We start from the raw sequence: 25,404 nt of genomic DNA, 5'->3' as shown, positions 1-25,404 counted from the left end.
GGCATGACCTCACTGGACGAAGCCCGGGCGCTCCTCGGCGACTTCCCCGTCGTCGACGGACACAACGACCTCCCCTGGGCCCTGCGCGAACAGGTCCACTACGACCTGGCGGCCCGCGACATCGCCACCGGCCAGCACGCCCACCTGCACACCGACATCCCGCGGCTGCGCGAGGGCGGCGTCGGGGCGCAGTACTGGTCGGTGTACGTCCGCTCCGACCTGCCGGGCGCCGTCACGGCGACGCTGGAACAGATCGACTGCGTACGGCAGTTGATCGACCGGCACCCGGCCGACCTGCGGGCCGCGCTCACGGCCGCCGACATGGAGGCCGCACGCGCCGAGGGCCGTATCGCGTCCCTCATGGGCGCCGAGGGCGGGCACTCCATCGACAACTCGCTCGCCACCCTGCGCGGCCTGTACGCGCTCGGCGTCCGCTACATGACGCTCACCCACAACGACAACGTGGCCTGGGCGGACTCGGCGACGGACGCACCGAACGTCGGCGGCCTGTCGGCCTTCGGCCGCGAGGTCGTACGGGAGATGAACCGGCTGGGCATGCTGGTCGACCTCTCCCACGTGGCCGCGACGACCATGCGGGACGCGCTGGACGCGACCGACGCCCCGGTGATCTTCTCGCACTCCTCGGCCCGTGCCGTCTGCGACCACCCGCGCAACGTGCCGGACGACGTCCTGGAGCGGCTGCCCGCCAACGGCGGCATGGCGATGGTGACGTTCGTCCCGAAGTTCGTGCTCCGGGCGGCGGGGGAGTGGACCCTCGCGGCCGACGAGAACATGCGCGCGCACGGCTTCCACCACCTCGACACCACCGCCGAGGCCATGAAGGTCCACCGCGCCTTCGAGGAGGCGAACCCCCGCCCGATCGCCACGGTGGCGACCGTCGCCGACCACCTCGACCACATGCGCGAGGTCGCCGGCGTCGACCACATCGGCATCGGCGGCGACTACGACGGCACGGCCTTCACCCCGGACGGCCTCAGTGACGTCTCCGGCTACCCCAACCTCATCGCGGAACTGCTGGACCGCGGCTGGTCGAAGGCCGACCTGGCCAAGCTGACGTGGCAGAACGCGGTGCGGGTGCTGGGCGCGGCCGAGGACGTGGCGAAGGACCTGCGGGCGACGCGCGCGCCGTCCAACGCCACCATCGAGTCCCTCGACGGCCCCCCGGCCGGCTCCGACGACTGACGGCCCCCTGGTGGGCGGTCGACCCCCGAACGGGCCGCCCACCAGGAAGGACCTCCGACCACGTGCGCAGCAGCGCCGCGGGCCGTCCACCGCGAAGTTCGCCGAGCCGGACGGCTGACGTCCCGCGCCCCTACGGGTGCCCGATACGGCACAGGCAGAAGGGATGCCCGGCCGGATCGGCGTACACCTGGAAGTCCTTCTCCTCCCGCTCCGCCAGATCCAGCGGCCGCGCGCCCAGCGCCACCACCCTCGCGTGGGCCACGTCGACCTCCTCCCAGGTCGCCCCGGCATCCAGGTCGAGGTGGACCTGCTGGGCGTTGCCGCCGTCGCGCGGCCATGCGGGCGGCTCGTGGCCCGGCTCCCGGTTGAAGGCGAGCCGCGGACCGTCCGGGACCTCCAGGACGACCCAGTCGTCCTCCTCGGCCCGGGGCGTGCCGCCCACGAGCGCCGCGTAGAAGCCGGCGAGCGCGAGCGGATCGGAGCAGTCGAGCACGACGGAACGGAAACGGGCCACGGGTGCCATGAGAGTCCCTCGGGTCAACAGGGGCAGAAACGGGTCAGCAGGCGCAGAGGCAGAAGGGATGCCCCGCCGGGTCCGCGTACACCCGCCAGGTCCGCGCCCGGTCCGCCGTGTCCAGCGGCTTCGCGCCCAGTGCCAGCACCCCCTGCTCCGCCGTGTCGAGGTCCTCAACGACCAGGTCCAGATGGAACTGCTGCGAGCCGTCCGGGGACGGCCACTTCGGGGGCACGAATCCGGGAGCGGCCTGGAAGGCCAGTGCCTGGCCGCCGGGTAGCTTCAGGTCGACCCACTCCTCCTGGTCCTCGACGGTTCCGCCCAGCACCGCGGCGTAGAAGCCCGCCAGCGCACGGGGGTCGAGGCAGTCCAGGACGACGACACCCAGCTTTGCGAGAGCCATGGCTCTTCCTCCTCGGAGTCCGGGTCACCCGAGCACCTGTGGACGCGGGCGACCGCTCACTGTCATCGCATGCTCCCGCAAGGCCGCCAAAGGCCCGTGCCCCACGGGGAGTTCACCGGCGACAGGATGACTCCGTGGTGCAGAATGCGACAAGACGCCGGTTCGGCCGACTGAGCCTCGGCCGAACCGGCGTCTCCCCTTTTATTGTTCGTTCACCTTCGGGCGCTTGAGCCGGTGTCGAGGTACCGAGCGCGCGGAGGCCCGAAGGGCTGAGCACGGTCGGTACCTCGACACCGGCGCGCCCTACGGTTCTCTCACGCGGTCGGGCGCCCCATCGCCCGGTACGTCCAGCCGGCCCGCCGCCACAGCTCCGGGTCGAGGGCGTTGCGCCCGTCCAGGATCACCTTCGCCGCCGCGGCCTCGCCCAGCGCCGCCGGGTCCAGCTCGCGGAACTCCCGCCACTCGGTCAGGTGGAGTACGACGTCGGCGCCCCGGACGGCATCGAGGGCCGAGTCGGCGTAGCCCAGCGTCGGGAAGACACGGCGGGCGTTCTCCATGCCCTTCGGGTCGTACACCGTCACCTGGCCGCCCTGGAGGTGGATCTGCCCGGCCACGTTGAGCGCGGGCGAGTCCCGGACGTCGTCCGAGTCGGGCTTGAAGGCCGCGCCGAGCACCGCGACCCGCTTGCCGAGGAACGGCCCGCCACCCAGCGCCTCACGCGCCAGCTCCACCATCTGGCCGCGCTGGCGCATGTTGATGGAGTCGATCTCGCGCAGGAAGGTCAGCGCCTGGTCGGCGCCCAGCTCGCCCGCCCGCGCCATGAAGGCCCGGATGTCCTTGGGCAGGCAGCCGCCGCCGAAGCCGATGCCGGCGCGCAGGAACTTCCTTCCGATCCGGTCGTCGTAGCCGATGGCCTCCGCCAGCTTGGCGACGTCACCGCCCGCGGCCTCGCACACCTCCGCCATCGCGTTGATGAAGGAGATCTTGGTGGCGAGGAAGGAGTTCGCGGAGGTCTTCACCAGCTCGGCCGTCGGGAAGTCCGTCACCACGAAGGGCGTGCCCTCGCCGACCGGCGTCGCGTACACCTCGCGCAGCAGCTTCTCCGCGCGATCGCTGCGCACGCCGACCACGATCCGGTCGGGGTGCAGCGTGTCCTCGACGGCGAAACCCTCACGCAGGAACTCCGGGTTCCAGGCCAGCTCGGCGTCGGCGCCGGCGGGCGCGTGCGCGGCCAGGTAGGCGGCGAGGCGGTCGGCGGAGCCGACGGGCACGGTGGACTTGCCGACGACGAGGGCGGGGCCGGTGAGGTGCGGGGCGAGGGAGGCGATCGCGGCGTCGACATAGCTCATGTCCGCGGCGTACTCACCGTGCCGCTGCGGAGTGTTCACGCACACGAAGTGGACGTCGCCGAACGCGCCGACCTCGGCCCAGTCCTGCGTGAACCGCAGCCGGCCCGAGGAGCCCTCGATGCCCGCGACGTGCTTGCGCAGCAGTTCCTCGAGCCCCGGCTCGTACATCGGGGTCTCGCCCCGCTCCAGCATCGCGATCTTCTCGGGCACGACATCGAGCCCCAGCACCTCGAACCCGAGCTCGGCCATGGCTGCGGCGTGGGTGGCGCCGAGGTAGCCGGTGCCGATCACGGTGATCTTGAGGCTCATGGATGCTCCAGAAGAGGTACGACAGGGGATGCGACGCCCGAGCATAGTCGGGGCATGCATCGGTCCTCAGGGGGGCAACTTCTCCGCTGTCGCCAAGCTCACGTATGCGGGCAGTGGGCCGACCACTAAAATTTGAGTTACTTAACGGTAATTAGCGTCAGTATCGCGTCAGTAGCACTGCGTCTTTGGAGCGTGAGAGACCTTGGCCGGATCGGCTGACTTCGACCTGTACCGCCCGTCCGAGGAGCACGACATGCTCCGCGACGCCGTCCGCTCGCTCGCCGAGGCGAAGATCGCGCCGTACGCGGCCGCGGTGGACGAGGAGGCCCGCTTCCCGCAGGAGGCGCTCGACGCCCTGGTCGCGGGCGACCTGCAGGCCGTGCACGTCCCCGAGGAGTACGGCGGCGCGGGCGCGGACGCGCTCGCCACCGTGATCGTGATCGAGGAGGTCGCCCGGGTCTGTGTCTCTTCCTCCCTGATCCCCGCCGTGAACAAGCTGGGCTCGCTCCCGGTGATCCTCTCCGGCTCCGAGGAGCTGAAGAAGCGCTACCTCGGCCCGCTCGCCGCCGGCGACGCGATGTTCTCGTACTGCCTCTCCGAGCCGGAGGCGGGCTCGGACGCGGCGGGCATGAAGACGAAGGCGGTCCGGGACGGCGACCACTGGGTGCTGAACGGCGTGAAGCGCTGGATCACCAACGCCGGCGTCTCCGAGTACTACACGGTGATGGCCGTGACGGACCCCTCGAAGCGCTCGAAGGGCATATCCGCCTTCGTCGTCGAGAAGTCCGACGAGGGCGTGTCCTTCGGCGCCCCGGAGAAGAAGCTCGGCATCAAGGGCTCCCCGACCCGCGAGGTCTACTTCGACAACGTGCGCATCCCGGCCGACCGCATGATCGGCGAGGAGGGCACCGGCTTCGCCACGGCGATGAAGACCCTGGACCACACCCGCATCACGATCGCCGCCCAGGCGCTCGGCGTCGCCCAGGGCGCCTTCGACTACGCCAAGAACTACGTCCAGGAGCGCAAGCAGTTCGGCAAGCCGATCGCCGACTTCCAGGGCATCCAGTTCATGCTCGCCGACATGGCCATGAAGATCGAGGCCGCCCGCCAGCTGACGTACGCGGCGGCGGCCAAGTCGGAGCGCGGCGACCGCGACCTCACCTTCCAGGGAGCGGCGGCCAAGTGCTTCGCCTCGGACGTCGCGATGGAGGTCACGACGGACGCGGTCCAGCTGCTCGGCGGCTACGGCTACACGCGGGACTACCCGGTGGAGCGGATGATGCGTGACGCCAAGATCACGCAGGTGTATGAGGGGACCAACCAGATCCAGCGGGTCGTGATAGCGCGCAACCTGCCGTAGAACCCCGGCCGTTGGGTTTCACAAGAAGGCGTCCCGCGGGGCGCCTTCTTGTCTAATTTGGTGTGCAGCCTGACGAGTTGACACCCGAGGAGCCTCGACGCATGTCCGACGACATCCCCGCAGCCGGTGACGAAGGCGCAGCGCGCATGGCACCTCTGCGCACCGATGTCTCGCACTCGGCCCGGATCTGGAACTACTGGCTGGGCGGCAAGGACCACTATCCGGTGGACCAGGAGGTCGGTGACCAGATTCTCGGGTTCGTGCCGGCGCTGCCCCGCTCGGCCGTCGCCGATCGGGCCTTCCTCGCGCGGGCGGTGCGGTATCTCGCCCGGGAGGCCGGGGTGCGGCAGTTCCTCGACATCGGGGCGGGGCTGCCGACGGCCGACAACACCCACGAGGTGGCCCAGAGGGCGGACCCGGCGGCCAGGATCGTGTACGTCGACAACGACCCCCTGGTCCTCCGGCACGCCCACGCTCTGCTGACCAGCACGCCGGAGGGGGCGACGGACTACATCGAGGCGGACGTGCGCGAGCCCGAGGAGATCCTCCGGCGTGCGGCGCGAACGCTGGACTTCGCGCGTCCCGTCGCGATCACCATGCTGGGCATCGTCAACTTCGTCATGGACACGGACGAGGCGGTCTCCCTCGTGCACCGGCTCCTGGACGGCGTACCGTCCGGCAGCCACCTGGTGATCTCCCACCCCACCACCGAGGTGGACGGCGAGGCGATGACGCAGGCGGTGGCGTACTGGAACGGTCAGGGCTCGGCCCCCATGACCCTGCGCGCCCGCGCGGACCTGGTCCGCCTCTTCGACCGCGTCGACCTCCTGGAGCCCGGCATCGTCTCCTGCTCCCGCTGGCGCCCCGACGCCACGGACGCCGAGGGCGGTGAGCCGGCGGAGGTCACCCACTTCGCCGGGGTGGGCCGCAAGCCGTAGTACCGGCGGTGAGCAGCGCGACCGAGGCCTTCGACGCGGCCGAGCGGAGCATGTGGCGGGGCCGGGCGGAGGCGTACGGCACCAGCTTCGCGCGGCTGTGCGCGCACCCCGTGGAGGCGCTGCTGGACGCCGCCGGGGTGACGGCCGGGGCGCGGGTCCTCGACGCCGGTACGGGAACGGGCACGGCCGCTCTGGCGGCACGGGCCCGTGGGGCGCGGGTGCGGGCGGTGGACGCCGATGCGGGCATGGTCGCGGCCGCGCGGGCGCGCGGAGTCGCCGTACAGGTCGGCGTCCTGCCTGACCTGCCCTTCCCCGACGGGGAGTTCGATGTCGTCGTGGGGAACTTCGTGCTCAACCACGTCGGCCGTCCCCGCGCGGCGCTCGCCGGGATACGGCGGGTGCTGCGTCCTGGGGGGAGGGTCGCCGTGACGACGTGGGGTGCGCGGCGTGGCGCCGGGCAGGAGCTGCTCGGGCGGGCCTGTGCGGCGGCCGGGGCCGTACCGCCGTCGTATCTGCCGCGTCTGGACCCGGGCGAGGAGTGGGCGCGGACGCCCGAGGGGCTCGCGGGGCTCCTGGCGGAGGTCGGCCTCCGTGAGGTGGTGGTCCGCGAGGTGGCCTGGGACCACCGGACCACCCTTGAGGAGTGGTGGGGCGGTGCGGTCGGCGGGGTGGCCGCGATCGGGCTGGTCGTGGCCGCGCAGGACGCGGAGACCGTCGTACGGATCAAGGGGGAGTACGAGCGGTTGAGCCGGGGCTTCGGGGACGACAGTGGGGAAGGGCGGCTGGCCCTTCCCCACGTCGCGTTGCTTGCGTCTGCTGCCGTCTAGTTGTTGGAGACGGTGACCTTCTCGTCGTTCTTCAGCTCGTTCACCAGCGTGTGCATCTTCGCCTTGTCCCAGACGAGGTTGCCGCCGACGGAGCCGGAGACCGGCATGTTCATCGACTTGCCCTCACCGCCGCTGACGCTCTTCATCGCCCAGAACATCGAGCCGAGGTCCCACAGGCTCATGTCCTTGTCGACGGTGAGCGCGTCCAGGCCCGCGCCCATGGTGGGGTAGAGCTTGAAGGGGTTCAGGAGCGTGCCCGGGGTGGCCACCTCGTTGGCCAGCGAGGACAGGAACTTCTGCTGGTTCTTGGTGCGCTGCAGGTCGGAGGTGGCGAAGGCGTGCCGCGTGCGGACGAAGGCCAGTGCCTGCTGGCCGTTCAGCGTCTGCTTGCCCGCCTTGAAGTCGGCGCCCGAGTACTTGTCCTTGAAGCCCTGGTCGAGGGTCATGTCGACACCGCCGACCGCGTCGACGATGTTCGCGAAGCCGCCGAAGCCGATCTCCACGTAGTGGTCGATGTGCAGGCCGGTGTTGTACTCGATGGTGCGCACGAGGAGCGTCGGGCCGTCGAAGGCGTAGGCCGCGTTCAGCTTGTTCTGGCCCAGCGGGCCTCTGATCTTGCCGGACGTCGATCCCTGGAACTTGGGGATCGTCACGTTCGAGTCACGCGGCAGGGATATCAGCGTGTCGCCGTTGGCGCCGACGTGCAGGATCATCATCGAGTCCGTGCGCTTGCCCTCGGCGGACCCGGTGTGCAGCCGCTTCTTGTCGGCGGAGGTCATGCCGGCCCGGCTGTCGGAGCCGACGATCAGGTAGTTCGTGCCCTGGCCCGCCTCGGGACGGTCGATGACCTTGGACAGGTCGACGTCCCGGTGGAGCTTGGAGTCGGCCCAGAAGTAGGTGCCCACGGACGCGGCGACCAGCAGGACGACGAGCGTGAGGACGAGCCGCTTGAAGCGGCGGCCCCGCCTCGGGCGCGGCGCGTACCGCTGGTAGTCCGGATCCGGGTCGTCGTCGTTGGGTATGAAGCGGCCGCCCCGGCCTCCGCCTCCGTAGACCTGGCCCGTGCTGTAACCGCTGTCGTACGCGTCCTGGTCGCCGTAGCCGTAACCGTCGCGGTACGGCTGCTGCGGGATCCCGGCACCGTAGCCCTGCTGGGGCGGGGGTGTCGGGCCGCGCTGGACCTGGCGCATGACGCGGGCGCCCTCAGGCTGCGCGCTGGCGCTTCCGCGTCCGTACCGGTTGCCGCGGTTGTCGTCGTGCCATCCTTCGGGCCATTCGTTCATGCGCCCCAGTGTGCAGGGGACGACCGTGTGCTTTACAAGGCTCGGTAGGAAATCAGGGCCGGGCTGTTGCGAAGCCAACACAAAGTCCCCGAATGTAGCTTCGGCATAAGGTGGAGGCCATGACAGACCAGGCCTCAGTTGTGGAATCGGACACCCCGGAGATCCCGGGCAAGCCGACATCCGCGTCCCGCACCACCCTCAGCCACATCATGACCCACAACGACACCAATCTTCTAGGGTCGGTGCACGGCGGGGTGATCATGAAGCTGGTCGACGACGCGGCGGGCGCGGTGGCCGGCCGGCACAGCGGCGGTCCCGCCGTCACCGCGTCCATGGACGAGATGGTGTTCCTGGAGCCGGTCCGCGTCGGCGACCTGATCCATGTGAAGGCCCAGGTCAACTGGACCGGCCGGACCTCGATGGAGGTCGGCGTCCGCGTCGTTGCCGAGCGTTGGAACGAGTCGACCCCGCCCACTCAGGTCGGCTCGGCGTACCTGGTCTTCACGGCGGTGGACGCCGACGGCAAGCCCCGTCCGGTCCCGCCCGTCCTCCCCGAGACCGAGCGCGACAAGCGCCGTTACCAGGAGGCCCAGATCCGCCGTACTCACCGCCTGGCCCGCCGCCGGGCGATCCGCGAGCTGCGTGAGCAGCGGGCGGCGGATGGGTTCGAGGACTGAGGAACCGAGGATCCGAGGGTGCCGGGGGGCGCTGCTTCTGCGCTCACGCGCCCCCCGAGCACACCACCTCGTCCCCGCGCACCACGCCGTCCTTCCCGGCGGCCTGATCCTCCGCCCGGACCTTGCGTACGCTCCGGAAGTTCGAACCGGCGATCACCTTCAGCACCGGCCCCTGCCTGGGCACCGCGCGCAGCTCGCTGCCGGGCAGGGCCGCCGCCAGGGACGTGGCCGACCTGTCCCAGCGGGGGTCGTAGAGGACCACCGTCCGCTGCACGGAGTGGTCGTGCGCGGTCACCGGCTGGTGGGTGGTGGCGAAGCCCGTGGCCGCCAGGGCGGCGTCGACCCGCCGGGCGAGGCCCTCCGTGCCGGTGCCGTTCTCCACCTGGACCCGGATCTGCTGCGGTGCCACGCCCACGGCCGTCGGCCGGGTGCGGGGCCGTCGCTCCACGGCCATGGGCCGGTCGTCGCGCAGGGACCGGAAGAGCTTGTCCGCCTTGGCCGGGTCCCACTTCAGCGTCGAGCCGACGCCCTTCACCACGTATCCCATCTGTCCGATCGGGACGGTGGTGAACTCGGAGGACGAGGGGGAGAAGTTCCGCATCGCCCGGCCGAGGTCCAGCAGTTCGTCGGTGCCGAAGCCCTTGTCCGCCCGCACCGAGCTCAGTACCGCCCGGGACACGTCCCGGAACCTCATCGGGTTCAGCAGCACCCCGGAGGAGGTCGCCCGGTCGATCAGCGCCGCGAGGAAGCGCTGCTGGCGTTTCATGCGGCCCAGGTCGGAGGCGCCGTCGACGTGGCGGGCGCGGACGTACTGCAGGGCCTCGCCGCCCATCAGCGTGTGCGTGCCGGCCGGGAGGTCGAGGCCGGTGTACGAGTCCTTCAGCGGCGAGGCGGTGCAGATCTGGACGCCGCCGAGCACGTCCACGGTCTTCATGAAGCTGGTGAAGTCGACCTCCATGTAGTGGTCGATCTTCACGTGGGTCATGTTCTCGACCGTGCGCACGGTCAGCTGCGGGCCGCCCTCCGCGTACGCCGCGTTGATCTTGAGGGGGTGCGGTCCGTGGCGTTCGCCGGTGTTCTCGTCGGTGTGCTCGGGCACCTCGGCGTAGGAGTCGCGTGGCAGGCTCACCACGCTGGCCCGCTTCCGGTTCTCCGAGATGTGCACGATCATGAGCGTGTCGGTGCAGTGGCAGGGCGCCCCGCCCAGCCGGTACTTCCGCCGCTCCCACTCGTCGATCTTGTCCCGGCCGTCGGTGCCGACCAGCAGGATGTTCATGCCGTGGCCCGCCTGCGGCCGGTTCTTCATGTCCTTGAAGGGGTCGATCCGGGCGATCCCCGCGTCCAGGCTGGTGACCACCGCGTGCCCGATCCCGGCCGAGGCGAGTACCAGCACCGAGAGCGTGGTCACCGCCCGCATGGCCCAGCGCGGCCGTTTCCGCCGTACGGGCGGACGCGGCGCACGGCCTGGCGGCTGCGGCCTCCGTCGCGGAGGGTGCTGCGGCCGGGCTGGGGACCGAGGCGGGCTGGACAAAGACAGACACCTCCGGACGAGGGCCGAACGTGGGATCCGTGAGCACCGTAGGCCCATACGATCTCCGGCCCGCGGCGGCGGCCCGCAGGCGCGCACCGGTGTCCCCCATTCGCGGTAACGTGAGGCCCCTATGAACGCCAAGCCCGACGTGCGCCTCCCCGCAGTTTCTGTGATCATGCCCGTCCTCGACGAGGAGCGGCATCTGCGCGGAGCCGTCCAAGCGATCCTTGCGCAGGAGTACGCCGGCGAGATGGAAGTCGTGATCGCCCTCGGTCCGTCCGCGGACCGCACGGACGAGATCGCCGCCGAGCTCGTGGCCGAAGATCCCCGCGTGCACACCGTCCCCAATCCGACCGGCCGTACACCCGCCGCGCTCAACGCGGCGATCAAGGCCTCCCGCCACCCGATCGTCGTGCGCGTCGACGGGCACGGCATGCTCTCGCCCAACTACATCGCCACCGCCGTACGGCTCCTGGAGGAGACCGGCGCGCAGAACGTCGGCGGCATCATGCACGCCGAGGGCGAGAACGACTGGGAGCATGCCGTCGCCGCCGCGATGACCTCGAAGATCGGGGTCGGCAACGCCGCCTTCCACACGGGAGGGGCGGCCGGACCGGCGGAGACCGTCTTCCTGGGTGTCTTCCGGCGCGAGGCGCTGGAGCAACAGGGCGGCTACAACGAGGAGTTCATCCGAGCCCAGGACTGGGAGCTGAACTTCCGCATCCGTGAGGCCGGCGGGCTGATCTGGTTCTCGCCGGAGCTGAAGGTGTCGTACCGCCCGCGACCGAGCGTGAAGGCGCTCGCCAAGCAGTACAAGGACTACGGCCGTTGGCGGCACGTCGTCGCCCGCTACCACGAGGGCTCCATCAACCTGCGCTACCTCGCCCCGCCGACCGCGGTGTGCGCGATAGCCGCCGGTCTCGTGGCCGGCGCCGCCCTGACCCCGTGGGCCTTCGTGATCCCGGGCGGCTATCTCGCGGCGATAGCCGCCGGTTCGGTGCCGGCGGGCAAGGGGCTGCCGCTGAAGGCCCGTCTGCAGATCCCCGTCGCCCTCGCCACCATGCACATGTCGTGGGGCTGGGGCTTCCTGACCAGCCCGAAGGCACTCGCCGAGCGGGTCATCGCGTCCCGGCGCCCCGCGGTTCTCAGCGCCGGCTGAGGCCCGCGAGGCGGCCGTTCGCTCACGTCGACCCGGTCTACCAGGTGTAGGCCGGGTTGACGTGCATGCACTGCCCCTTGTCCGCGCCGTTGATGGCCTGCGCCGTCTTCGGGGTCGAGTCGTCCTCCCTCGGTGCGGTGTACGTCGTACCGGAGCGCCAGTCGGCGCCGACGACCAGGGTGACCCCGGAGACGTCCGTGGACTTCTCCACCGCGCTGTCCGGGATGCCGAGCACCTCGGCCACCCGCCGGGCGTCGCCCGCCAGGTCCGCGCTCGGATAGCGGATCACCGTCTGCTCCTCGCTGAGGGAGGCCGAGGGGTCCGCCAGCGCCTGGGTGAAGCCCTTGCCGACGAGCAGCTGGGCGATCGCACGCGCCCGTCCGGAGACCGGGATCTGCGTGCTGGACATCGTGCCGTTGCGCACCTGTACGGCGATCTTGTCGTCCGGTGCGGCCGGCGCGGTGACCGTCTGCGCCTTCGGCTGCGCGGGCTTCTTCTTGCCCTTGCCGTCCAGGGCGATGTCGTCGCGGACGAGCCGGAACAGCTTCGCCGCGTCGCCGGGCCTCGGCACCACGCGGCCGCTGTCGGTCGCGGAGTACACCCACGGCATCGTCGTCATGGTGATGCGGTCGGTGGGGACCTTCTTGAGCTCCTTGCTCAGGCCGTACAGCTTCGCCACGGTCCCGAGGCCGTTGTCGACGGTCAGCGCCGTGGTGGCCGTCTCGGCGAGCGCGCGCAGCTTGCCCGGGTTGCTGAGCGTGGCGTTCGCGCGCAGCTGGCGGACCATCGCGTTCATGTACTGGTGCTGGGCCTTGGCCCGCGCGATGTCGGTGTTGTCCTCGAAGCCGTAGCGGGTGCGCAGCCACTGCAGGGCCTGGGTGCCCTTGACGTACGTGGTGCCCTTCTTCAGCCGCAGGCCCGAGCCGTGGCCGTCGGAGGACTTGGAGTGGATGTTGGCGTCCACACAGACCGGTACGCCGCCGATGGCGTTCCCCATCGACACCACGCCCGCGAAGTCGATCATCATGAAGTGGTCGATGTGGATGTCGGTGAGCTTCTCCCAGGTCGCCACCGTGCAGCCGGGGCCGCCGCGGCCCAGCGAGTCGTTCGTGATCGTCTGTGTGACCGGCGCGTAGACCTTGCCGTTGCCGGGGTCCGTGCACTGGGGAATGTCCACCAGCGTGTCGCGCGGCATGCTGACGACCGCCATGTTGCTGCGGTCCGCCGAGACGTGCAGCAGCATCTGGACGTCCGCGCGCGGAGCGGTGTTGAAGGTGTCCCGGGCGCCGCCGAGCTTCTGGTTCTCCGCGGAGTCCCGCGCGTCCGAGCCGATCAGCAGGATGTTCAGCGGTTTCTGCCCGGCCGCGTTCGCCTTCGACTCGGGCGCCCTGTCCTTGTCGTCGCCGAGGAACAGGTCGCCCTTCCTGATGTTGCCGTTGAGGTGCCGGTAGTAGAGGTAACCGGCGCCCGCGGTGCCGAGTATCACCACCGTCAGCACCGTGGCCGACCAGCGCAGCGCCCGCCGTCTGCGGGGCCGTCTGCCGTCGTGCGAGCCGGCTCCGTTGCCGCCCCGGTCGTCGTATCCGTCATGGCCCTCGGACCCGCCCGGGTGTCGCGGTGAGAGCGACATCGTGTCCCCGACCGCGGAAGCCTTTCCCCGTGCACCACTTCGCGCCAATTCCCCGCCCCTCCCCGCCCTCCGCACTGACACGGGCCCGTCCCGCGTCGGGTTAGACGCACGACGGGCCCGATGGGTTACCTACGAAGCGCACTGAACCTTGTCTGCCGTGGACTTCTCCACATCCGGCGCCTTGGACGGTCCGGTCAGCGGCTCGCCCGCCCCCTTGAAGTCCTTGCCCAGCGTCAGCGTCATCGCGGGCAGGCCCTGGGAGTTGGTCACGCTCTTGCCCGGCTTCATGGCGGAGCCGGACAGCCCCATGATCTCGGCCAGCTTGCGCGCCTGGTCGGCCTGGTCGGGGGCGTACTCGAGCGTGGTCTTGTCCAGTTGCTGTGGGGCGTTGCCGGCGTTGTCCGACTTGAGGACGCCCTCGCTGTTCTGCAGCCAGCCGAGGACCTGCTGTGCGCTGCCGCCCACGGCGCCGCCGTTGTAGACCTGCACCCGCACCTCGGAGGCATCGGCCTTGGGCCCCTTGAGCCGGGCCGCCTCCGCGTCCTTGGACTTCTTCTTCTGCTTCTTCTTGACGTCGGTGAAGGAGACGTCGTGCCTTATCGCGTCGAACACCGCAGGCGCCTTCGACTCGTTGAGGACGACGGTCGTCTTGACCTTCTCCGCCGGGTTGTCCAGCACCGGCACGGTGGTGAACGCCAGGTTCTTCGGGTTGAGCTTGCCCAGCTCCAGGCCCAGGTCCGAGAGCTTGCCGATGCTGTTCAGCTTGCTGTCGACGGTCAGGGCCTTGGTGCCGGCGTCGGCCAGCTTCCACATCTTCGACGGGCTGGTGAGCGTGGCGTTGCCCTTCAGCTTGCGCATCAGCGCGCTGAGGAACTGCTGCTGCAGCCCGATCCGGCTCAGGTCGCCGCCGAAGCCGACGGCGTGCCGGGTGCGCACGAAGGCCAGTGCCTGCTCGCCGGAGATGTTGTGCGTGCCCTTGGTCAGGTTCAGGTGCGAGTCCGGGTCGTGCACGTCATGGGCCACGCAGACCTCGACACCGCCGACGGCCTCGGTGAGGTTCTTGACCGCGTTGAAGTCGGCGACCATGAAGTCGTCCGGCTTGACCCCGGTCAGCTCGGTGACCGTGCGCATGGTGCAGCTCGGCGTACGGCCGTCCTGGCCGAGGCTGGTGTTGAAGCGGACGTGGTCCGTGCCCGGGATGACCTTGGTGGTGCCGTCCGGCTGCGTCGTCGGGCAGTCCGGGACGTTGACGATCAGGTCGCGCGGGATGCTCAGCGCGGTCGCGTTCGACCGGTCCTTGGAGACGTGCAGCAGGATGTTGGTGTCGGCGTGACCGACGCTACCCGCGTCACCGTAGCCCTCGTTGCCCTTGCCCGTGCGCTTGTCGGTGCCCATCAGCAGGATGTTGATGGCCTTGTCCTTGCTGAAGCCACCGGTGCTCGCGCCGTCGTCCGACACCGACGTGATGTTGTCGTTGAGGTGCTGGATGTAGAGGTAGCCGGCCGCGGAGGCCGCGACCAGTACGAAGGCCATGGAACCGCCGGTCCACAGCAGTATCTTCTTCGCCTTCGGCGTCGGCTTCGTGGTCCTCCGGCCACGGCGCCCGGACGGCGGTTCGGGCTCACTCCTGCGCCTGCCGCGCTGCTGCGGCACGTCGCGGCTTTGGGCTCTCCCTGCCGCCCGCCCCGCTGTGGCGGACCGGCCGCGTGATGCGCCTCCGGATTTCCGGGAGCCGGATCTGCGGGGGCTCGGCACCGACGACTGCGGTGCGGAAGTAGCCAGTTGCATTTCGTATTCGCCGGTGTTCGGATTGAACACCCACTGGTCTGCGGGATCGATGTTGTCCGCCCGCCCACGGCCTTGCGCGTCCACGCTGTCCGAATCCTCCGTCGGGGCCACGCGGCGCCTTGCCCCCTCAACAAAGCGCTCGGGTCTCGTTCAAACAGTGCACGACCCCAGATCGGATGTCGCGGCCTCGTGCACCGGATCGCTCACACTATCCGTCCAGTTCAGCGGCTAGCGACGGCGGGGACAAATTCCTCGTCCCTACAACCGGGCAATCCGTCTCATTTTCCTGAACAGGGGTTCGTCGCCTTGGCGTGCGCTTTACTCGCGACCGTCCGCGTCTTACCCGCAGGCGTCGTCGGCGGCGGTGTTGCCGCGGAACGTCGGGGCGGGCGAGGCGCTGTGGGAGGGGTCGCCGCCGCCCCCGGAGTCGTGAGATTCCGGTGAGAATTCCCTTGCGGTGGCTACGGGGGCGTCGGTGCGCAGCCGCTCGAAGAGCCGGCCGGCATCGGGCTCCACGAGCTGGTCGCGATTCGCGTTGTAGGCATACGACTTCCGCGGAACGGTCAGGAACTGCATATGTTCGGTGGGGATGCCTCGCAGCCCTCGTACAAGTTGGTACAAGTCGCCCAGACTGGCCAGGCCCGGGTCGGTGGTGAGGGACGAGGTGGCCGCGTCCAGGAGCGGATAGAGCCGGACCGGGTTCAGCAGAACGTCCTCGCTCTGCACCTTGTTCACGAGCGCGCCCAGGAACTGCTGCTGCCGTTCCATCCGGTCCGTGTCGCTTCCGTCGCCGAGCGACTTGCGGGCGCGGACGTAGCCGAGCGCCTGCTCGCCGTCGAGAGTGACCCGGCCCGCGGGCAGCCTCAGCTTCGCGGCCTTGTCGTCGATGGGCTTCTTCAGGCACACCTGCACGCCGTCGACGGCGTCGACCATCTCCTTGAAGCCGTTGAAGTCGACGACGACATGGTGGTCGATCCGGATGTTCGTCAGCTTCTCGACGGTACGGATGGCACAGGCCGAACCGCCCACCTCGAAGGCGTAGTTGAGCATCGTGAACGCCGGCGCGCTCCGGCTGCCGTCCGGCCGGTGGCAGCTCGGCACGTCGACCATCAGGTCGCGGGGCAACGACACGGCGGTGGCGCTGCGCCGGTCGGCGGCGAGGTGCAGCAGGATCGCGGTGTCGGAGCGCTGGGTGCCCTGGTCGCGCCCGTACGCGCGGTTGCCGCTGCCCGCGCGCGAGTCGGATCCGATCAGCAGGATGTTCTGCGCGCCGCGCACGAGCGCCGTGGGCCGCTCCCGCTCGTACTGGGCGAGCTCGGCCGCGGCGGCCTCGTCGGCGGTGATGTTGCCGTTGAGCTTCTCGTAGGCGGCCCAGCCGCCGCCCGCGGCGGCGACGAGCAGCAGCCCGGCCCCCAGCGCCGTCCACCGCACCCACCGCCGCCGGCGCCGCCGTATCAGCCCGTCCCCGGTGGCGGAGGCGCCGGGGACGGGGCGGAGCGGGTCTCGGGAAGACGTACCTGCGGCGTCGGTCACGGGCGGCACACCCCCTCATGGCGTACGAAGGTGTCGTCCTGCTCTCGTGTGGTCCGGCTCTCTGCTCTCGCGTCGTCGTGCGCTGTGGTGCGCTGCCGCCTTCTTACGGCTGTGCTCTTACGACGATGACGCCGGGTGGGCGGCGGAGGCGGCCGGTATTACTCCGATCGGGTGAATGAAGCCCGCTCCCCTCAGTGGCGCGAGGCGGTCACCCGCTCGTCCTCGATCCGCTTGGCCAGGGCGTCCTCGCCCAGCTCGGACAGGTGCCGGCACAGCACCACGGAGCCGCCGACGGCCAGCGGCGCGTACAGGCCGGAGCTCAGTCCGTCCCAGGTGTCGTACGGCAACCCGGACAGCAGCCGGGAGCCGGGCCCCGTCAGGTCCAGCGACGGCGCGTCCGCCCGGGCCCGCTCGACGACCTCCGCCCCCGTCATCTCCGCCCCGGCCACGATGAGCGCCGGCTCCTCGGGGTCCACCGGAGCGAACGGTACGAAGCGGTCGCCCTGGCTCGGCACCTCGACGGCGTAGTCCATGAAACCGTCCGGGGTCTGCGGGAACCGCCCGCCCAGGGGGCGCAGCGCGAGTGCGACCCGCTCCCCGCCGCAGGCGCGCGCCGCCTGAAGCGTGTCCGGCCCGCTGACGACGACGTCCGCCGCCGCCGGATCCCCGGCCACGTCCGCGATCGCGCCCACCGAGGAACACGCCAGCAGCCACACCGCCGTCTGCCAGTGCGCGGGCAGCAGCAGCGCGACCCGGTCGCCGGGCCCGGCGGCTAGATCGCCCTGGAGCAGGTTCGCGGTCTTGGCCACCCAATTGGCGAAGGTGGCCACGGACAATTCGACGCGTTCGCCCGTGGCGTCGTCGTAGAAGGTCACCAGGGGGCGTCCGGGGTCCGCGGCGAGCGCGGAACGCAGCAGGTCGGCGGGGGTGCGATCGGTGGCGTTCACCCGGGCAAGCGTACGCGGCGACGCGGCCGTGCAGCGGGCGGCGGGGCCACCGGTTCGGACGAACGCGGCCCGACGGGCCGTCAAGTCCGCGATGGCCGAACCGGTATGAATATGTACAAGATCAGCGGCATGCGTGGATTTCTTACCTCCTCGATCGGCGTGTCCTCCGTCGGTGTCACGTGCGCGGCCGCCCTGGTCCTCCCCCAGGCCCTGCCCGCGTCCGCCGCGACCGCGAGACCCGCGCCGGCCTCGAACAGAGCCGCGACCGGCGGCCGTACGACGGCGGAACCGGCCGTCCCCGGCGACACCCAGTCGCTGCCCCTGACCCCGCTCCCTCGCGACCGTGCCCTCGGCGCAGCCGAACAGGGCCTGCGCCGCGGGGACGTGCGTCACTTCTCCCTCGTCGGCATCATCTGGGACAACCCCCGCATCGAGCTGCACGGCCAGGTCCAGGTCCGTACCCGCTCGGTCGCCACCGGCGTCTGGACCGGCTGGCAGGACATCGGGACGCACAACGCCGACCACGGCGCCGACCCCGATACCGCGGAGAGCACCTCGGGCCGTGTGCGCGGCGCGACGGCTCCGCTGTGGGTCGGGGACTCCAACGGCGTGGAGGTACGGGTCCGCGCGGAGGAGACCCCCGGCGGCGACCGCACCGGCGGCCTCACGGCCCCCCTCCCCTCCGGGCTGCGCCTGGAACTCGTCGACCCCGGCGCGGAACCCCCGTCCGACATCCCCCGCACCGGCGCCGCCGCCCTCGATGACGCGGCGGCCGCCTCGTCCGCCGTCAACACCGACGTCGCGCCGCTCGGCGCCGCCGAGATCCCTGCACTGAACAGACAGGACACCGAACGCGAACTGCTCACCCTGCGCGGCCCCGCACCCGCCGGGGCGCAGCGCGCGACGCCGTACATCGGACCGCGCCCGAAGATCGTGACGCGGAGCGGCTGGGGGGCGGACGAGAGCCTGCGCGAACGGGGCTTCGTCTACACGAAGAAGGTCAAGGCGGCCTTCGTGCACCACACCGACTCGGGCAACAACTACAGCTGCTCACAGGCCCCGTCCGTCATCCGCAGCATCTACCGCTACCACGTCAAGAGCATGGGCTGGCGGGACATCGGCTACAACTTCCTCGTCGACAAGTGCGGAAGCATCTACGAGGGCCGTGCCGGGGGCGTGACGAAGGCGGTCAGGGGGGCCCACACCCTCGGGTTCAACAGCAACAGCATGGGTGTCGCGGTCATCGGCTCGTTCAACTCGACCAAACCGTCGTCCTCCGCGGTCAAGGCCATCGCCAAACTCACCGCGTGGAAACTGGGCCTCTTCGGGGCCGATCCGCGCGGCAAGACATACCTGACGTCAGGGGGTGGCAATCTCTACCCAAAGGGAAAGAACGTACGACTGAACGTGATCTCCGGCCATCGGGACGGGTATGCCACGGATTGCCCGGGCGAGCGGCTGTACTCCAAGCTCGGCTCGGCCCGCTCGACCGCGGCGCGCTACCAGGGACGCTGAGGCCGGCGTGCGCGTTCACCGCCGTCAGGGGCAGTCGGGGGAAACCGCACGCGGAATTCGCGGGACACCGCGCGGCCATCGAGGGCGCTATCGCACGGTCTGCATACACTGGCCCGCCGAATGACAGTTCGGCCGGTCCCGGCAGGAAGCAGAGACGAAGGTGACAGAAGCGATCCTCCTGGTCGGAGGCAAAGGCACCCGGCTGCGCCCGCTCACGGTCAACACGCCCAAGCCCATGGTCCCGGCGGCCGGGGTGCCGTTCCTCACGCACCAGCTGGCCCGGGCGAGAGCGGCGGGCGTGGAGCACATCGTGCTCGCGACGAGCTACCTCGCCGAGGTCTTCGAGCCGTACTTCGGCGACGGCTCCGCGCTGGGCCTGCACATCGAGTACGTCACAGAGGAGGAGCCGCTGGGCACCGGCGGCGCCATCCGCAACGCGGCCGCGCACCTCCACTCCGGCTCCGACGACCCGGTACTGGTCTTCAACGGCGACATCCTGACGGGCCTGGACATCGGGGCCCTGGTGCGCACGCACGAGTCGACCGGCGCCGATGTGTCCCTGCACCTCACCAAGGTGACCGACCCCCGCGCCTACGGCCTCGTCCCCACGGACGACACCGGCCGCGTCCTCGCCTTCCTGGAGAAGCCGCAGACCCCCGAGGAGATCGTCACCGACCAGATCAACGCCGGGGCGTACGTCTTCCGCCGCTCCGTCATCGACGCGATCCCGGCCGGCCGCTCGGTGTCCGTCGAGCGGGAGACCTTCCCTGGCCTCCTGTCGGCGGGTGCCCATCTGCAGGGCATGGTCGACTCGACGTACTGGCTGGACCTCGGCACACCGGCGGCCTTCGTCCGCGGCTCCGCGGACCTGGTGCTGGGCCGCGCCCCGTCCCCGGCGGTGCCCGGCCGCTGCGGCGACCGCCTGATCCTGCCGACGGCGACGGTCGCGCCCGACGCCAAGCTGACGGGCGGCACGGTGGTGGGCGAGGGCGCGTGCGTCGCCGAGGGCGCACGGGTCTTCGGCAGCGCGATCCTCCCCGGCGCCGTCATCGAACCCGGCGCCGTCATCACCGACTCCCTCATCGGTGCCCGGGCCCGCATCGGTGAACGCTCCGTCCTGGAGGGCACGGTCATCGGCGACGGCGCGGTGATCGGCCCGGACAACGAGTTCCGCGGGGGTGTACGGGTGTGGTGCGACGCCCGGATCCCGGCGGGGGCGGTGCGGTTCTCCTCGGATCAGTAGAGGGTCTGGCTGCGGGCATTCGTGCCGCCGGCGCAGCGGCACCCCGCAGCACCGGGTTTCCTTGCAGCGCGGCCCAGTTGACCGACCCTCACAACCGGCTGATGTCCCCGACAGGGAACCGCGGGCCCCGCCGCTCCGGCACCTTCCCGCTCAACAGGATCAGCCGGGCCGCCCGATGACGCTGCCCGGCGTACGGCTCCAGCAGCGACAGCATCGCGGAGTCGTCCGCGTGCCGGTCCCCGGCCAGCGCCCACCCCACGATCCCCGGCAGATGCAGATCGCCCACGGTCACGGCGTCCGGCGCGCCATGACTGCGCTGCACGACCTCCGCCGACGTCCAGGGACCGATCCCCGGCACGACCTCCAACCGCGCCTGCGCGTCCTGAGGCGCCATCCCCGCCGCCTCCTCCAGTCGTGCGGCGACCCGTACGGCCCGCAGGATCGTCGACGCCCGCTTGTCGTCGACGCCGGCCCGATGCCACTCCCAGGACGGAATCAGCGCCCACGTCCGCGGCGCGGGCATCACCCACATCCGCCCGTCCACGGGCCCCGGCGCCGGCTCCCCGAACCTGCGCACCAGCAGCCGCCACGCGCGGTACGCCTCGACCGTCGTGACCTTCTGTTCGAGGATCGACGGGATCAGCGACTCCAGCACCAGAGCGGTCCGCGTCAGCCGCAACCCGGGCCGCCGGTGCCGGGCCAGGGCGACGATCCGGTGCCGGGGCGCGAAGGCGTCCGGGTCGTCCGCGGCGCCGAGCAGCTGCGGCAACTGCTCCAGCAGCCACTCGGCCCCCGGCCCCCACGCCTGTCCGCGCACCTCATCGCCGTACGCCGACACGCGCAGCGTCCCCGGCCCTGTGGGCGTCCGGCTGGCGCGCCACACGGAGCCGTCGGGCATCGCCCGGAACGTCGGATCGCCCGGCCCGCGCCGCAGCGGGCCGAGCACCAGCCCGAGGTCGAGCGGGCCCTCCGGCACCCACCGGCGCATCCGGCCGCGTTCGTGCCCGGCCGGCCGCGGCACCCCGGCGGGTACGGCGACATGCCCACCGCGCACGGTCGTACGCGTGGGCCGTGGAGCGAAGCGTCCTGCCACGAGTGAGGTCCCAGGGTTCCGGAGTCGTCCTACGAGACTATGGGGTCGTACGGCATGATCACCGCGCCCTCCGCACAGTCACCGCACCTCGATGAACGCCCCCGCCTCCCGGTCCGGCCGGGGCCGCGGAGCCTGCGCCGGGTGACCGACGGCCACCGCGCCCATCGGGTCCCAGTCCTCGGGAAGGCCGAGCACCTCGCGCACCACGTCCCGGCAGAACATCGTCGACGACACCCACGCCGAACCCAGCCGCTCCCCGGCCAGCGCGACCAGGAAGTTCTGCACCCCGGCCCCGGCGGCGACCACGAACATCTCCCGCTCGGCCGCGTCGCGCCGCGCGTCCCCGTACGTGTGCGAGCCGTCCATGACCAGGCAGGGGACGACGAGGTACGGCGCGTTGCGCAGCACCTCGCCGCGGCGCACGCGCTTGGCGATCGACGCCTCGGACTTGCCGTCCCGGCGCAGGTCGGCGATCCAGGCGTCCCGCATCGCGTCGAGCAGCCGTATGCGCGAGTCCTCGGACTCCAGCAGCACGAACCGCCACGGCGTCGTGTGGTGCGGGGCCGGCGCGGTCACCGCCGCGGCCACCGCCCGCCGTACCGCTGCGGGGTCCACGGGCTCGTCGGTGAAGGCCCGCACCGTACGCCGCTGGGTGACCGCCTCCCGCACCGCCTCGGAGGTGCCGAGCCGGAACATGTCGTCGCGCGCGTCGCGCACCATGGCCCTCGCTCCCTCCGCGTGCTCACCGGCGACGACATGCGGCAGCCCGCGCACGACGGCGACGGGCAGTCCGGCCGCCTTGCCCTTCACCAGGTCGCCGGCGGCGGCGAGTTCGTCCGCCGTGGCGACGACGGTGGCGCTGAGCGGATTGCCGTACGCGTCCGTGCCGCCGCGCAGATCGTCCAGCACGCGCACGCCCGCGGCGCCGATCGCGACGTCCGTGAGCCCCGCGCGCCACGGCCGCCCGAACGTGTCGGTGACGACGACCCCGACGTCCACGCCGAGGGCGTCACGCAGCCCGTCCCGGATCGCGCGTGCGGAGGCGTCCGGGTCCTCGGGCAGCAACAGCACCGTCCCCGAAGGGGTGTTGGAGGCGTCGACCCCGGCGGCCGCCATGACCAGGCCCTGCCGGTTCTCGACGATGCGCAGCGGTCCGCGCCGGGCCACGACCCGTACGGTCTCGGCGTCGATCGCCGCCTCCCGGTCGGCCGCCTCGACGAGCCGGCCCTCCGCCTTGGAGACGATCTTCGAGGTGACCAGGAGGACGTCCCCGTCCGTCAGTTCGGGCACGGCCGTGGCGATCAGCTTGGCCAGGTCGTCGCCCCGCTGGACCTCGGGAATCCCGGCGACCGCCCAGACCCGGAACCCGGGCGTCGTCTCGGCCCCGTTCCCAGAGTTCTCAGACGGCATCCCGCGCAAGCCCCCGCACCTCCTCCGCCAGCGCCAGCGCCTCGCGGGCCATCTGCGCGGCCGCGTCCTCGTCGATCATCATCAGCGGTACGGCCCGGCAGCGGATGCCGGCCGCCTCGACCCGCTCGGCCGCGCCCGCGTCGACGGTGTCGACGAGCCAGCCGTCGAGCAGGCCCGAGCCGTAGTGCTCCGCCACCGCGGCGGCCGTGGACTCCACGCCGACCGCCGCGAGCACCTTGTCGGCCATCCCGCGCACGGGCGCGTCACCGACGATGGGGGACAGGCCCACCACCGGCACCCCGGCCTCGGCGATCGCCTCCCGGATGCCGGGGACGGCGAGGATCGTGCCGACGGAGACGACCGGGTTGGACGGCGGGAAGAGGATCACGTCGGCCCGGGCGATGGCCTCCAGGACGCCGGGCGCCGGCTTGGACTGCTCCGCGCCGACCGGCACGACCGCCTCGGCCGGGACGGAGGCCCGCAGCCGCACCCAGTACTCCTGGAAGTGGACCGCCTTGCGTTCCCCGTCCACCTCGACGGCGACATGCGTCTCGACCCGGTCGTCGGTCATGGGGATCAGCCGTACGCCCGGCTGCCAGCGGTCGCACAGCGCCTCGGTGACCGCGCTGAGGGGGTAGCCGGCGGCCAGCATCTGCGTCCGCACGATGTGCGTGGCGAAGTCCCGGTCGCCGAGCCCGAACCACTCGGGACCGACGCCGTACGCCGCGAGCTCCTCCTTGAGGTGGAAGGTCTCGTCCGTCCGCCCCCAGCCCTGCTCCTCGTTGATGCCGCCGCCGAGCGTGTACATCACCGTGTCGAGGTCCGGGCAGACCTTCAGCCCGAAGAGGTGGATGTCGTCCCCGGTGTTGCCGATGACCGTGATGTCCGCGTCCGGCGCGGCCTTCTTCAGACCACGCAGGAACCGGGCACCGCCGATGCCGCCTGCCAGAACCACAATGCGCATTGAAACAGTGTGTCAGCCGACAGACCGACTCGTTGAGGGGTGGTGGCCGGGCGACGGGTGGGCCGGTGTTGCAGACGGGTACGACAACACGTCAGGCAGTCAGGGTGCGTGCCCCGCCGCGCGGCTCCGTGCGCGCCTCGCAGTGCGGAGCCGTGTGCATCGGCATCTCGGTCAGGCCCGGGTAGTAGACGTGCAGGCTGACCGCCGGGTCCAGCGCGTCGTTGACCACCTCGTGCGCGTAGCCCGGTGCGAACACCCGCTGGGTGCCCGCCTCCAATGCGCGCGTGCCGCGCCGGGTCCGCTCGGACAGGGTGCCCTCCAGGACGGTCAGGACACCGGAGGAGCGGCCGTGGTCGTGCAGCCCGCTGCCCTGTCCCGGCACCCAGGACAGCAGCCACACCTCGTAGCCCGGGCCTGTGCGCAGCCGGTGGTACCAGCGCGTCGTGGCGTCGTACCGGACGAGGTGCTCCCACTGGGAGCGGTCGGCGGCGAGGGAACGGGCCAGGCCGACGAACTCGGCGACGGTGGCCGGGTGCGCGCGCGGGGGCTGGAGGAGGTGCGGCACCTCGAGGATGTCGCCGGCGATCTGGAGGTCGTTGTCGCTGTTCATGGGGATGTGGGGGTCCTCGGCGGGAGAGTGTGAGGCTGGGTGTCGCCGGCCGTTCGCCCGGGTCGCGGGCGGGCAGGGGCCCTGTGGTGAGGGCTCGGGAAGCTCTGGAAGGAGAGCGGCGGCAGAGTCGGGATGGACTCAGCGGCAGCCGGAGCGCGCGTGGCTCAACAGCTGGAACAGCAACAACAGCTACAGCGGGCGCGGGCAGCACCGAGGGACCCGGCGGGGCGGGTCGAGGTGAGTGCCGAATGCGCGAGCATGCCCACAAGGACATAGGTTCACGCGCGCACTGTCAACTTGACGTCCGGTATGTGGGACGTATTTCACCCCATCTGGTTCATCTCCCAGGTGAAAGGTTTGTTCATCAGAGCGCCGGGACACATGGCGCACAACCGGGCGCACGAGCCTCGCCGGAACGCGATCGAACTCCTGGGCGTCCTCTTCCGTACAGGTGAAGTGCGGAGTCGGTGCCTCTCCCGGACCTCCGTTGTATGTCAAGGTTTATGGCGATTTGAACACTTTCCGCACGGCCTTGGTTCCGCAGAGTGAATAACGGGCCCAATAGCAGATCTCGGCTTGACTCGCCCGGAGCAGCACACTTGTAATTTCACTCGTGTCGTTCAGCCGATATCGGTAACGGCCGGAACACGGGGACGCGAAAGACAGACGAGGGGCGCACATGACCGAGCTGGTGCAGCAACTGCTGGTCGACGACGCGGACGAGGAACTCGGCTGGCAGGAGCGCGCACTGTGCGCCCAGACCGACCCCGAGTCCTTCTTCCCCGAGAAGGGCGGCTCGACCAGAGAGGCGAAGAAGGTCTGCCTCGCGTGCGAGGTCCGCTCGGAATGCCTCGAGTACGCCCTCGCCAACGACGAGCGCTTCGGCATCTGGGGCGGTCTGTCCGAGCGTGAACGCCGCAGGCTGAAGAAGGCCGCCGTCTGAGCAAGGCCACCGTCTGAGCAAGGCCGCCGCCCGACCGTCACGTACCGCAGGGATCCTTCACGTACATACGCATACGCCACGAACGGCCCGTCGCAGGTGAGTTGTCCACAGGCGGCGGGTCGTCGTCATGGTCAGCCGATAGTGTGGTCGCTCGTCCGAGACGCCCCGCTGCCCC

At 71.0% G+C, this 25,404-nt stretch carries 22 protein-coding genes; 9 read left to right on the top strand and 13 right to left on the bottom strand.

The window, feature by feature from the left end:
- Positions 1 to 3: 3 nt before the first annotated feature.
- The gene (locus tag ABZ910_RS20555) at positions 4 to 1,203 is read left to right on the top strand and encodes a dipeptidase (RefSeq protein WP_361366813.1); all 1,200 of its coding nucleotides are present in this window, start codon (positions 4 to 6) and stop codon (positions 1,201 to 1,203) included.
- Between the two features lie 130 nt (positions 1,204 to 1,333).
- Here ABZ910_RS20555 and ABZ910_RS20550 read toward each other — a convergent pair whose 3' ends face one another.
- From ABZ910_RS20550 to ABZ910_RS20540, 3 genes are all read right to left on the bottom strand, one after another.
- The gene (locus tag ABZ910_RS20550; RefSeq protein ID WP_361366810.1) at positions 1,334 to 1,726 is read right to left on the bottom strand and encodes a VOC family protein; all 393 of its coding nucleotides are present in this window, start codon (positions 1,724 to 1,726) and stop codon (positions 1,334 to 1,336) included.
- A gap of 34 nt (positions 1,727 to 1,760) precedes the next feature.
- Positions 1,761 to 2,120, bottom strand: a complete 360-nt coding sequence (locus tag ABZ910_RS20545) for a VOC family protein (protein ID WP_361366808.1) — start codon at positions 2,118 to 2,120, stop codon at positions 1,761 to 1,763.
- Between the two features lie 314 nt (positions 2,121 to 2,434).
- A complete protein-coding gene (locus tag ABZ910_RS20540; RefSeq protein ID WP_361366805.1) occupies positions 2,435 to 3,778 on the bottom strand; it encodes a UDP-glucose/GDP-mannose dehydrogenase family protein in 1,344 nt (447 codons plus the stop codon).
- Positions 3,779 to 3,980: 202 nt separating this feature from the next.
- Between ABZ910_RS20540 and ABZ910_RS20535 the strand changes: the two genes are divergently transcribed.
- From ABZ910_RS20535 to ABZ910_RS20525, 3 genes are all read left to right on the top strand, one after another.
- Positions 3,981 to 5,138, top strand: a complete 1,158-nt coding sequence (locus ABZ910_RS20535; protein ID WP_361366802.1) for an acyl-CoA dehydrogenase — start codon at positions 3,981 to 3,983, stop codon at positions 5,136 to 5,138.
- 101 nt (positions 5,139 to 5,239) lie between these two features.
- The gene (locus ABZ910_RS20530) at positions 5,240 to 6,076 is read left to right on the top strand and encodes an SAM-dependent methyltransferase (protein WP_361366799.1); all 837 of its coding nucleotides are present in this window, start codon (positions 5,240 to 5,242) and stop codon (positions 6,074 to 6,076) included.
- A gap of 50 nt (positions 6,077 to 6,126) precedes the next feature.
- On the top strand, positions 6,127 to 6,903 hold the full coding sequence (locus ABZ910_RS20525; protein ID WP_361367071.1) for a methyltransferase domain-containing protein: 777 nt from the start codon (positions 6,127 to 6,129) through the stop codon (positions 6,901 to 6,903).
- On the opposite strand, the gene ABZ910_RS20520 is transcribed toward ABZ910_RS20525, so the two are convergent.
- Positions 6,900 to 8,186 (bottom strand): LCP family protein, encoded by a 1,287-nt coding sequence (locus ABZ910_RS20520; protein ID WP_361366796.1) that lies wholly within the window; start codon positions 8,184 to 8,186, stop codon positions 6,900 to 6,902. The two genes, ABZ910_RS20525 and ABZ910_RS20520, sit on opposite strands and share 4 nt — an antisense overlap.
- A gap of 119 nt (positions 8,187 to 8,305) precedes the next feature.
- Between ABZ910_RS20520 and ABZ910_RS20515 the strand changes: the two genes are divergently transcribed.
- Positions 8,306 to 8,863, top strand: coding sequence for an acyl-CoA thioesterase (locus tag ABZ910_RS20515; protein WP_361366793.1), 558 nt, complete (start codon positions 8,306 to 8,308; stop codon positions 8,861 to 8,863).
- 43 nt (positions 8,864 to 8,906) lie between these two features.
- Here the strand turns inward: ABZ910_RS20515 and ABZ910_RS20510 are convergent, their stop codons facing one another.
- Entirely contained in the window at positions 8,907 to 10,280 is a 1,374-nt protein-coding gene (locus ABZ910_RS20510) for an LCP family protein (protein ID WP_361366790.1), read from the bottom strand.
- A gap of 244 nt (positions 10,281 to 10,524) precedes the next feature.
- On the opposite strand from ABZ910_RS20510, the gene ABZ910_RS20505 reads away from it, so the two are divergent.
- Positions 10,525 to 11,553, top strand: coding sequence for a glycosyltransferase family 2 protein (locus ABZ910_RS20505; protein WP_361366788.1), 1,029 nt, complete (start codon positions 10,525 to 10,527; stop codon positions 11,551 to 11,553).
- A gap of 37 nt (positions 11,554 to 11,590) precedes the next feature.
- On the opposite strand, the gene ABZ910_RS20500 is transcribed toward ABZ910_RS20505, so the two are convergent.
- The 4 genes from ABZ910_RS20500 to ABZ910_RS20485 all read right to left on the bottom strand — a co-directional run bounded on the left by ABZ910_RS20500 (position 11,591) and on the right by ABZ910_RS20485 (position 17,451).
- Positions 11,591 to 13,183, bottom strand: coding sequence for an LCP family protein (locus tag ABZ910_RS20500; protein WP_361366785.1), 1,593 nt, complete (start codon positions 13,181 to 13,183; stop codon positions 11,591 to 11,593).
- Positions 13,184 to 13,312: 129 nt separating this feature from the next.
- Positions 13,313 to 15,055: an LCP family protein gene (locus ABZ910_RS20495; protein ID WP_361366782.1), complete on the bottom strand. Its 1,743-nt coding sequence runs from the start codon at positions 15,053 to 15,055 to the stop codon at positions 13,313 to 13,315.
- A gap of 255 nt (positions 15,056 to 15,310) precedes the next feature.
- Entirely contained in the window at positions 15,311 to 16,504 is a 1,194-nt protein-coding gene (locus ABZ910_RS20490; RefSeq protein ID WP_361366780.1) for an LCP family protein, read from the bottom strand.
- 191 nt (positions 16,505 to 16,695) lie between these two features.
- Positions 16,696 to 17,451, bottom strand: a complete 756-nt coding sequence (locus ABZ910_RS20485; RefSeq protein ID WP_361366777.1) for a TIGR03089 family protein — start codon at positions 17,449 to 17,451, stop codon at positions 16,696 to 16,698.
- A gap of 129 nt (positions 17,452 to 17,580) precedes the next feature.
- On the opposite strand from ABZ910_RS20485, the gene ABZ910_RS20480 reads away from it, so the two are divergent.
- Together ABZ910_RS20480 and ABZ910_RS20475 are read left to right on the top strand one after the other, a co-directional pair.
- Positions 17,581 to 18,966, top strand: coding sequence for a peptidoglycan recognition protein (locus ABZ910_RS20480; RefSeq protein WP_361366774.1), 1,386 nt, complete (start codon positions 17,581 to 17,583; stop codon positions 18,964 to 18,966).
- A gap of 160 nt (positions 18,967 to 19,126) precedes the next feature.
- Positions 19,127 to 20,209, top strand: a complete 1,083-nt coding sequence (locus ABZ910_RS20475) for an NDP-sugar synthase (protein WP_361366771.1) — start codon at positions 19,127 to 19,129, stop codon at positions 20,207 to 20,209.
- An 88-nt stretch (positions 20,210 to 20,297) separates the two neighbouring features.
- On the opposite strand, the gene ABZ910_RS20470 is transcribed toward ABZ910_RS20475, so the two are convergent.
- The 4 genes from ABZ910_RS20470 to ABZ910_RS20455 all read right to left on the bottom strand — a co-directional run bounded on the left by ABZ910_RS20470 (position 20,298) and on the right by ABZ910_RS20455 (position 24,286).
- Entirely contained in the window at positions 20,298 to 21,302 is a 1,005-nt protein-coding gene (locus tag ABZ910_RS20470) for a DNA-3-methyladenine glycosylase 2 family protein (RefSeq protein ID WP_361366768.1), read from the bottom strand.
- 78 nt (positions 21,303 to 21,380) lie between these two features.
- The gene (locus ABZ910_RS20465; RefSeq protein ID WP_361366765.1) at positions 21,381 to 22,712 is read right to left on the bottom strand and encodes a coenzyme F420-0:L-glutamate ligase; all 1,332 of its coding nucleotides are present in this window, start codon (positions 22,710 to 22,712) and stop codon (positions 21,381 to 21,383) included.
- Entirely contained in the window at positions 22,702 to 23,676 is a 975-nt protein-coding gene (gene cofD, locus ABZ910_RS20460) for a 2-phospho-L-lactate transferase (RefSeq protein ID WP_361366762.1), read from the bottom strand. The genes ABZ910_RS20465 and cofD overlap by 11 nt, the downstream gene beginning before the upstream one ends.
- A gap of 91 nt (positions 23,677 to 23,767) precedes the next feature.
- Complete coding sequence (locus ABZ910_RS20455) at positions 23,768 to 24,286, bottom strand: cysteine dioxygenase family protein (RefSeq protein ID WP_361366759.1); 519 nt, start codon at positions 24,284 to 24,286, stop codon at positions 23,768 to 23,770.
- 679 nt (positions 24,287 to 24,965) lie between these two features.
- On the opposite strand from ABZ910_RS20455, the gene ABZ910_RS20450 reads away from it, so the two are divergent.
- A complete protein-coding gene (locus ABZ910_RS20450; protein WP_003975777.1) occupies positions 24,966 to 25,229 on the top strand; it encodes a WhiB family transcriptional regulator in 264 nt (87 codons plus the stop codon).
- The last annotated feature ends 175 nt before the right edge of the window (positions 25,230 to 25,404 follow it).

The organism is Streptomyces sp. NPDC046805 (assembly GCF_040645355.1).
In the GTDB taxonomy this organism is placed as follows: domain Bacteria; phylum Actinomycetota; class Actinomycetes; order Streptomycetales; family Streptomycetaceae; genus Streptomyces.
This window is presented reverse-complemented; position numbering and strand designations above follow the sequence as displayed.

Coding starts and splice junctions, on each gene's coding strand:
- ABZ910_RS20555 (WP_361366813.1), top strand. CDS start 4: ATGACCTCACTGGACGAAGCCCGGGCGCTCCTCGGCGACTTCCCCGTC.
- ABZ910_RS20550 (WP_361366810.1), bottom strand. CDS start 1,726: ATGGCACCCGTGGCCCGTTTCCGTTCCGTCGTGCTCGACTGCTCCGAT.
- ABZ910_RS20545 (WP_361366808.1), bottom strand. CDS start 2,120: ATGGCTCTCGCAAAGCTGGGTGTCGTCGTCCTGGACTGCCTCGACCCC.
- ABZ910_RS20540 (WP_361366805.1), bottom strand. CDS start 3,778: ATGAGCCTCAAGATCACCGTGATCGGCACCGGCTACCTCGGCGCCACC.
- ABZ910_RS20530 (WP_361366799.1), top strand. CDS start 5,240: ATGTCCGACGACATCCCCGCAGCCGGTGACGAAGGCGCAGCGCGCATG.
- ABZ910_RS20525 (WP_361367071.1), top strand. CDS start 6,127: ATGTGGCGGGGCCGGGCGGAGGCGTACGGCACCAGCTTCGCGCGGCTG.
- ABZ910_RS20520 (WP_361366796.1), bottom strand. CDS start 8,186: ATGAACGAATGGCCCGAAGGATGGCACGACGACAACCGCGGCAACCGG.
- ABZ910_RS20515 (WP_361366793.1), top strand. CDS start 8,306: ATGACAGACCAGGCCTCAGTTGTGGAATCGGACACCCCGGAGATCCCG.
- ABZ910_RS20510 (WP_361366790.1), bottom strand. CDS start 10,280: ATGCGGGCGGTGACCACGCTCTCGGTGCTGGTACTCGCCTCGGCCGGG.
- ABZ910_RS20505 (WP_361366788.1), top strand. CDS start 10,525: ATGAACGCCAAGCCCGACGTGCGCCTCCCCGCAGTTTCTGTGATCATG.
- ABZ910_RS20500 (WP_361366785.1), bottom strand. CDS start 13,183: ATGTCGCTCTCACCGCGACACCCGGGCGGGTCCGAGGGCCATGACGGA.
- ABZ910_RS20480 (WP_361366774.1), top strand. CDS start 17,581: ATGCGTGGATTTCTTACCTCCTCGATCGGCGTGTCCTCCGTCGGTGTC.
- ABZ910_RS20465 (WP_361366765.1), bottom strand. CDS start 22,712: ATGCCGTCTGAGAACTCTGGGAACGGGGCCGAGACGACGCCCGGGTTC.
- cofD (WP_361366762.1), bottom strand. CDS start 23,676: ATGCGCATTGTGGTTCTGGCAGGCGGCATCGGCGGTGCCCGGTTCCTG.
- ABZ910_RS20455 (WP_361366759.1), bottom strand. CDS start 24,286: ATGAACAGCGACAACGACCTCCAGATCGCCGGCGACATCCTCGAGGTG.
- ABZ910_RS20450 (WP_003975777.1), top strand. CDS start 24,966: ATGACCGAGCTGGTGCAGCAACTGCTGGTCGACGACGCGGACGAGGAA.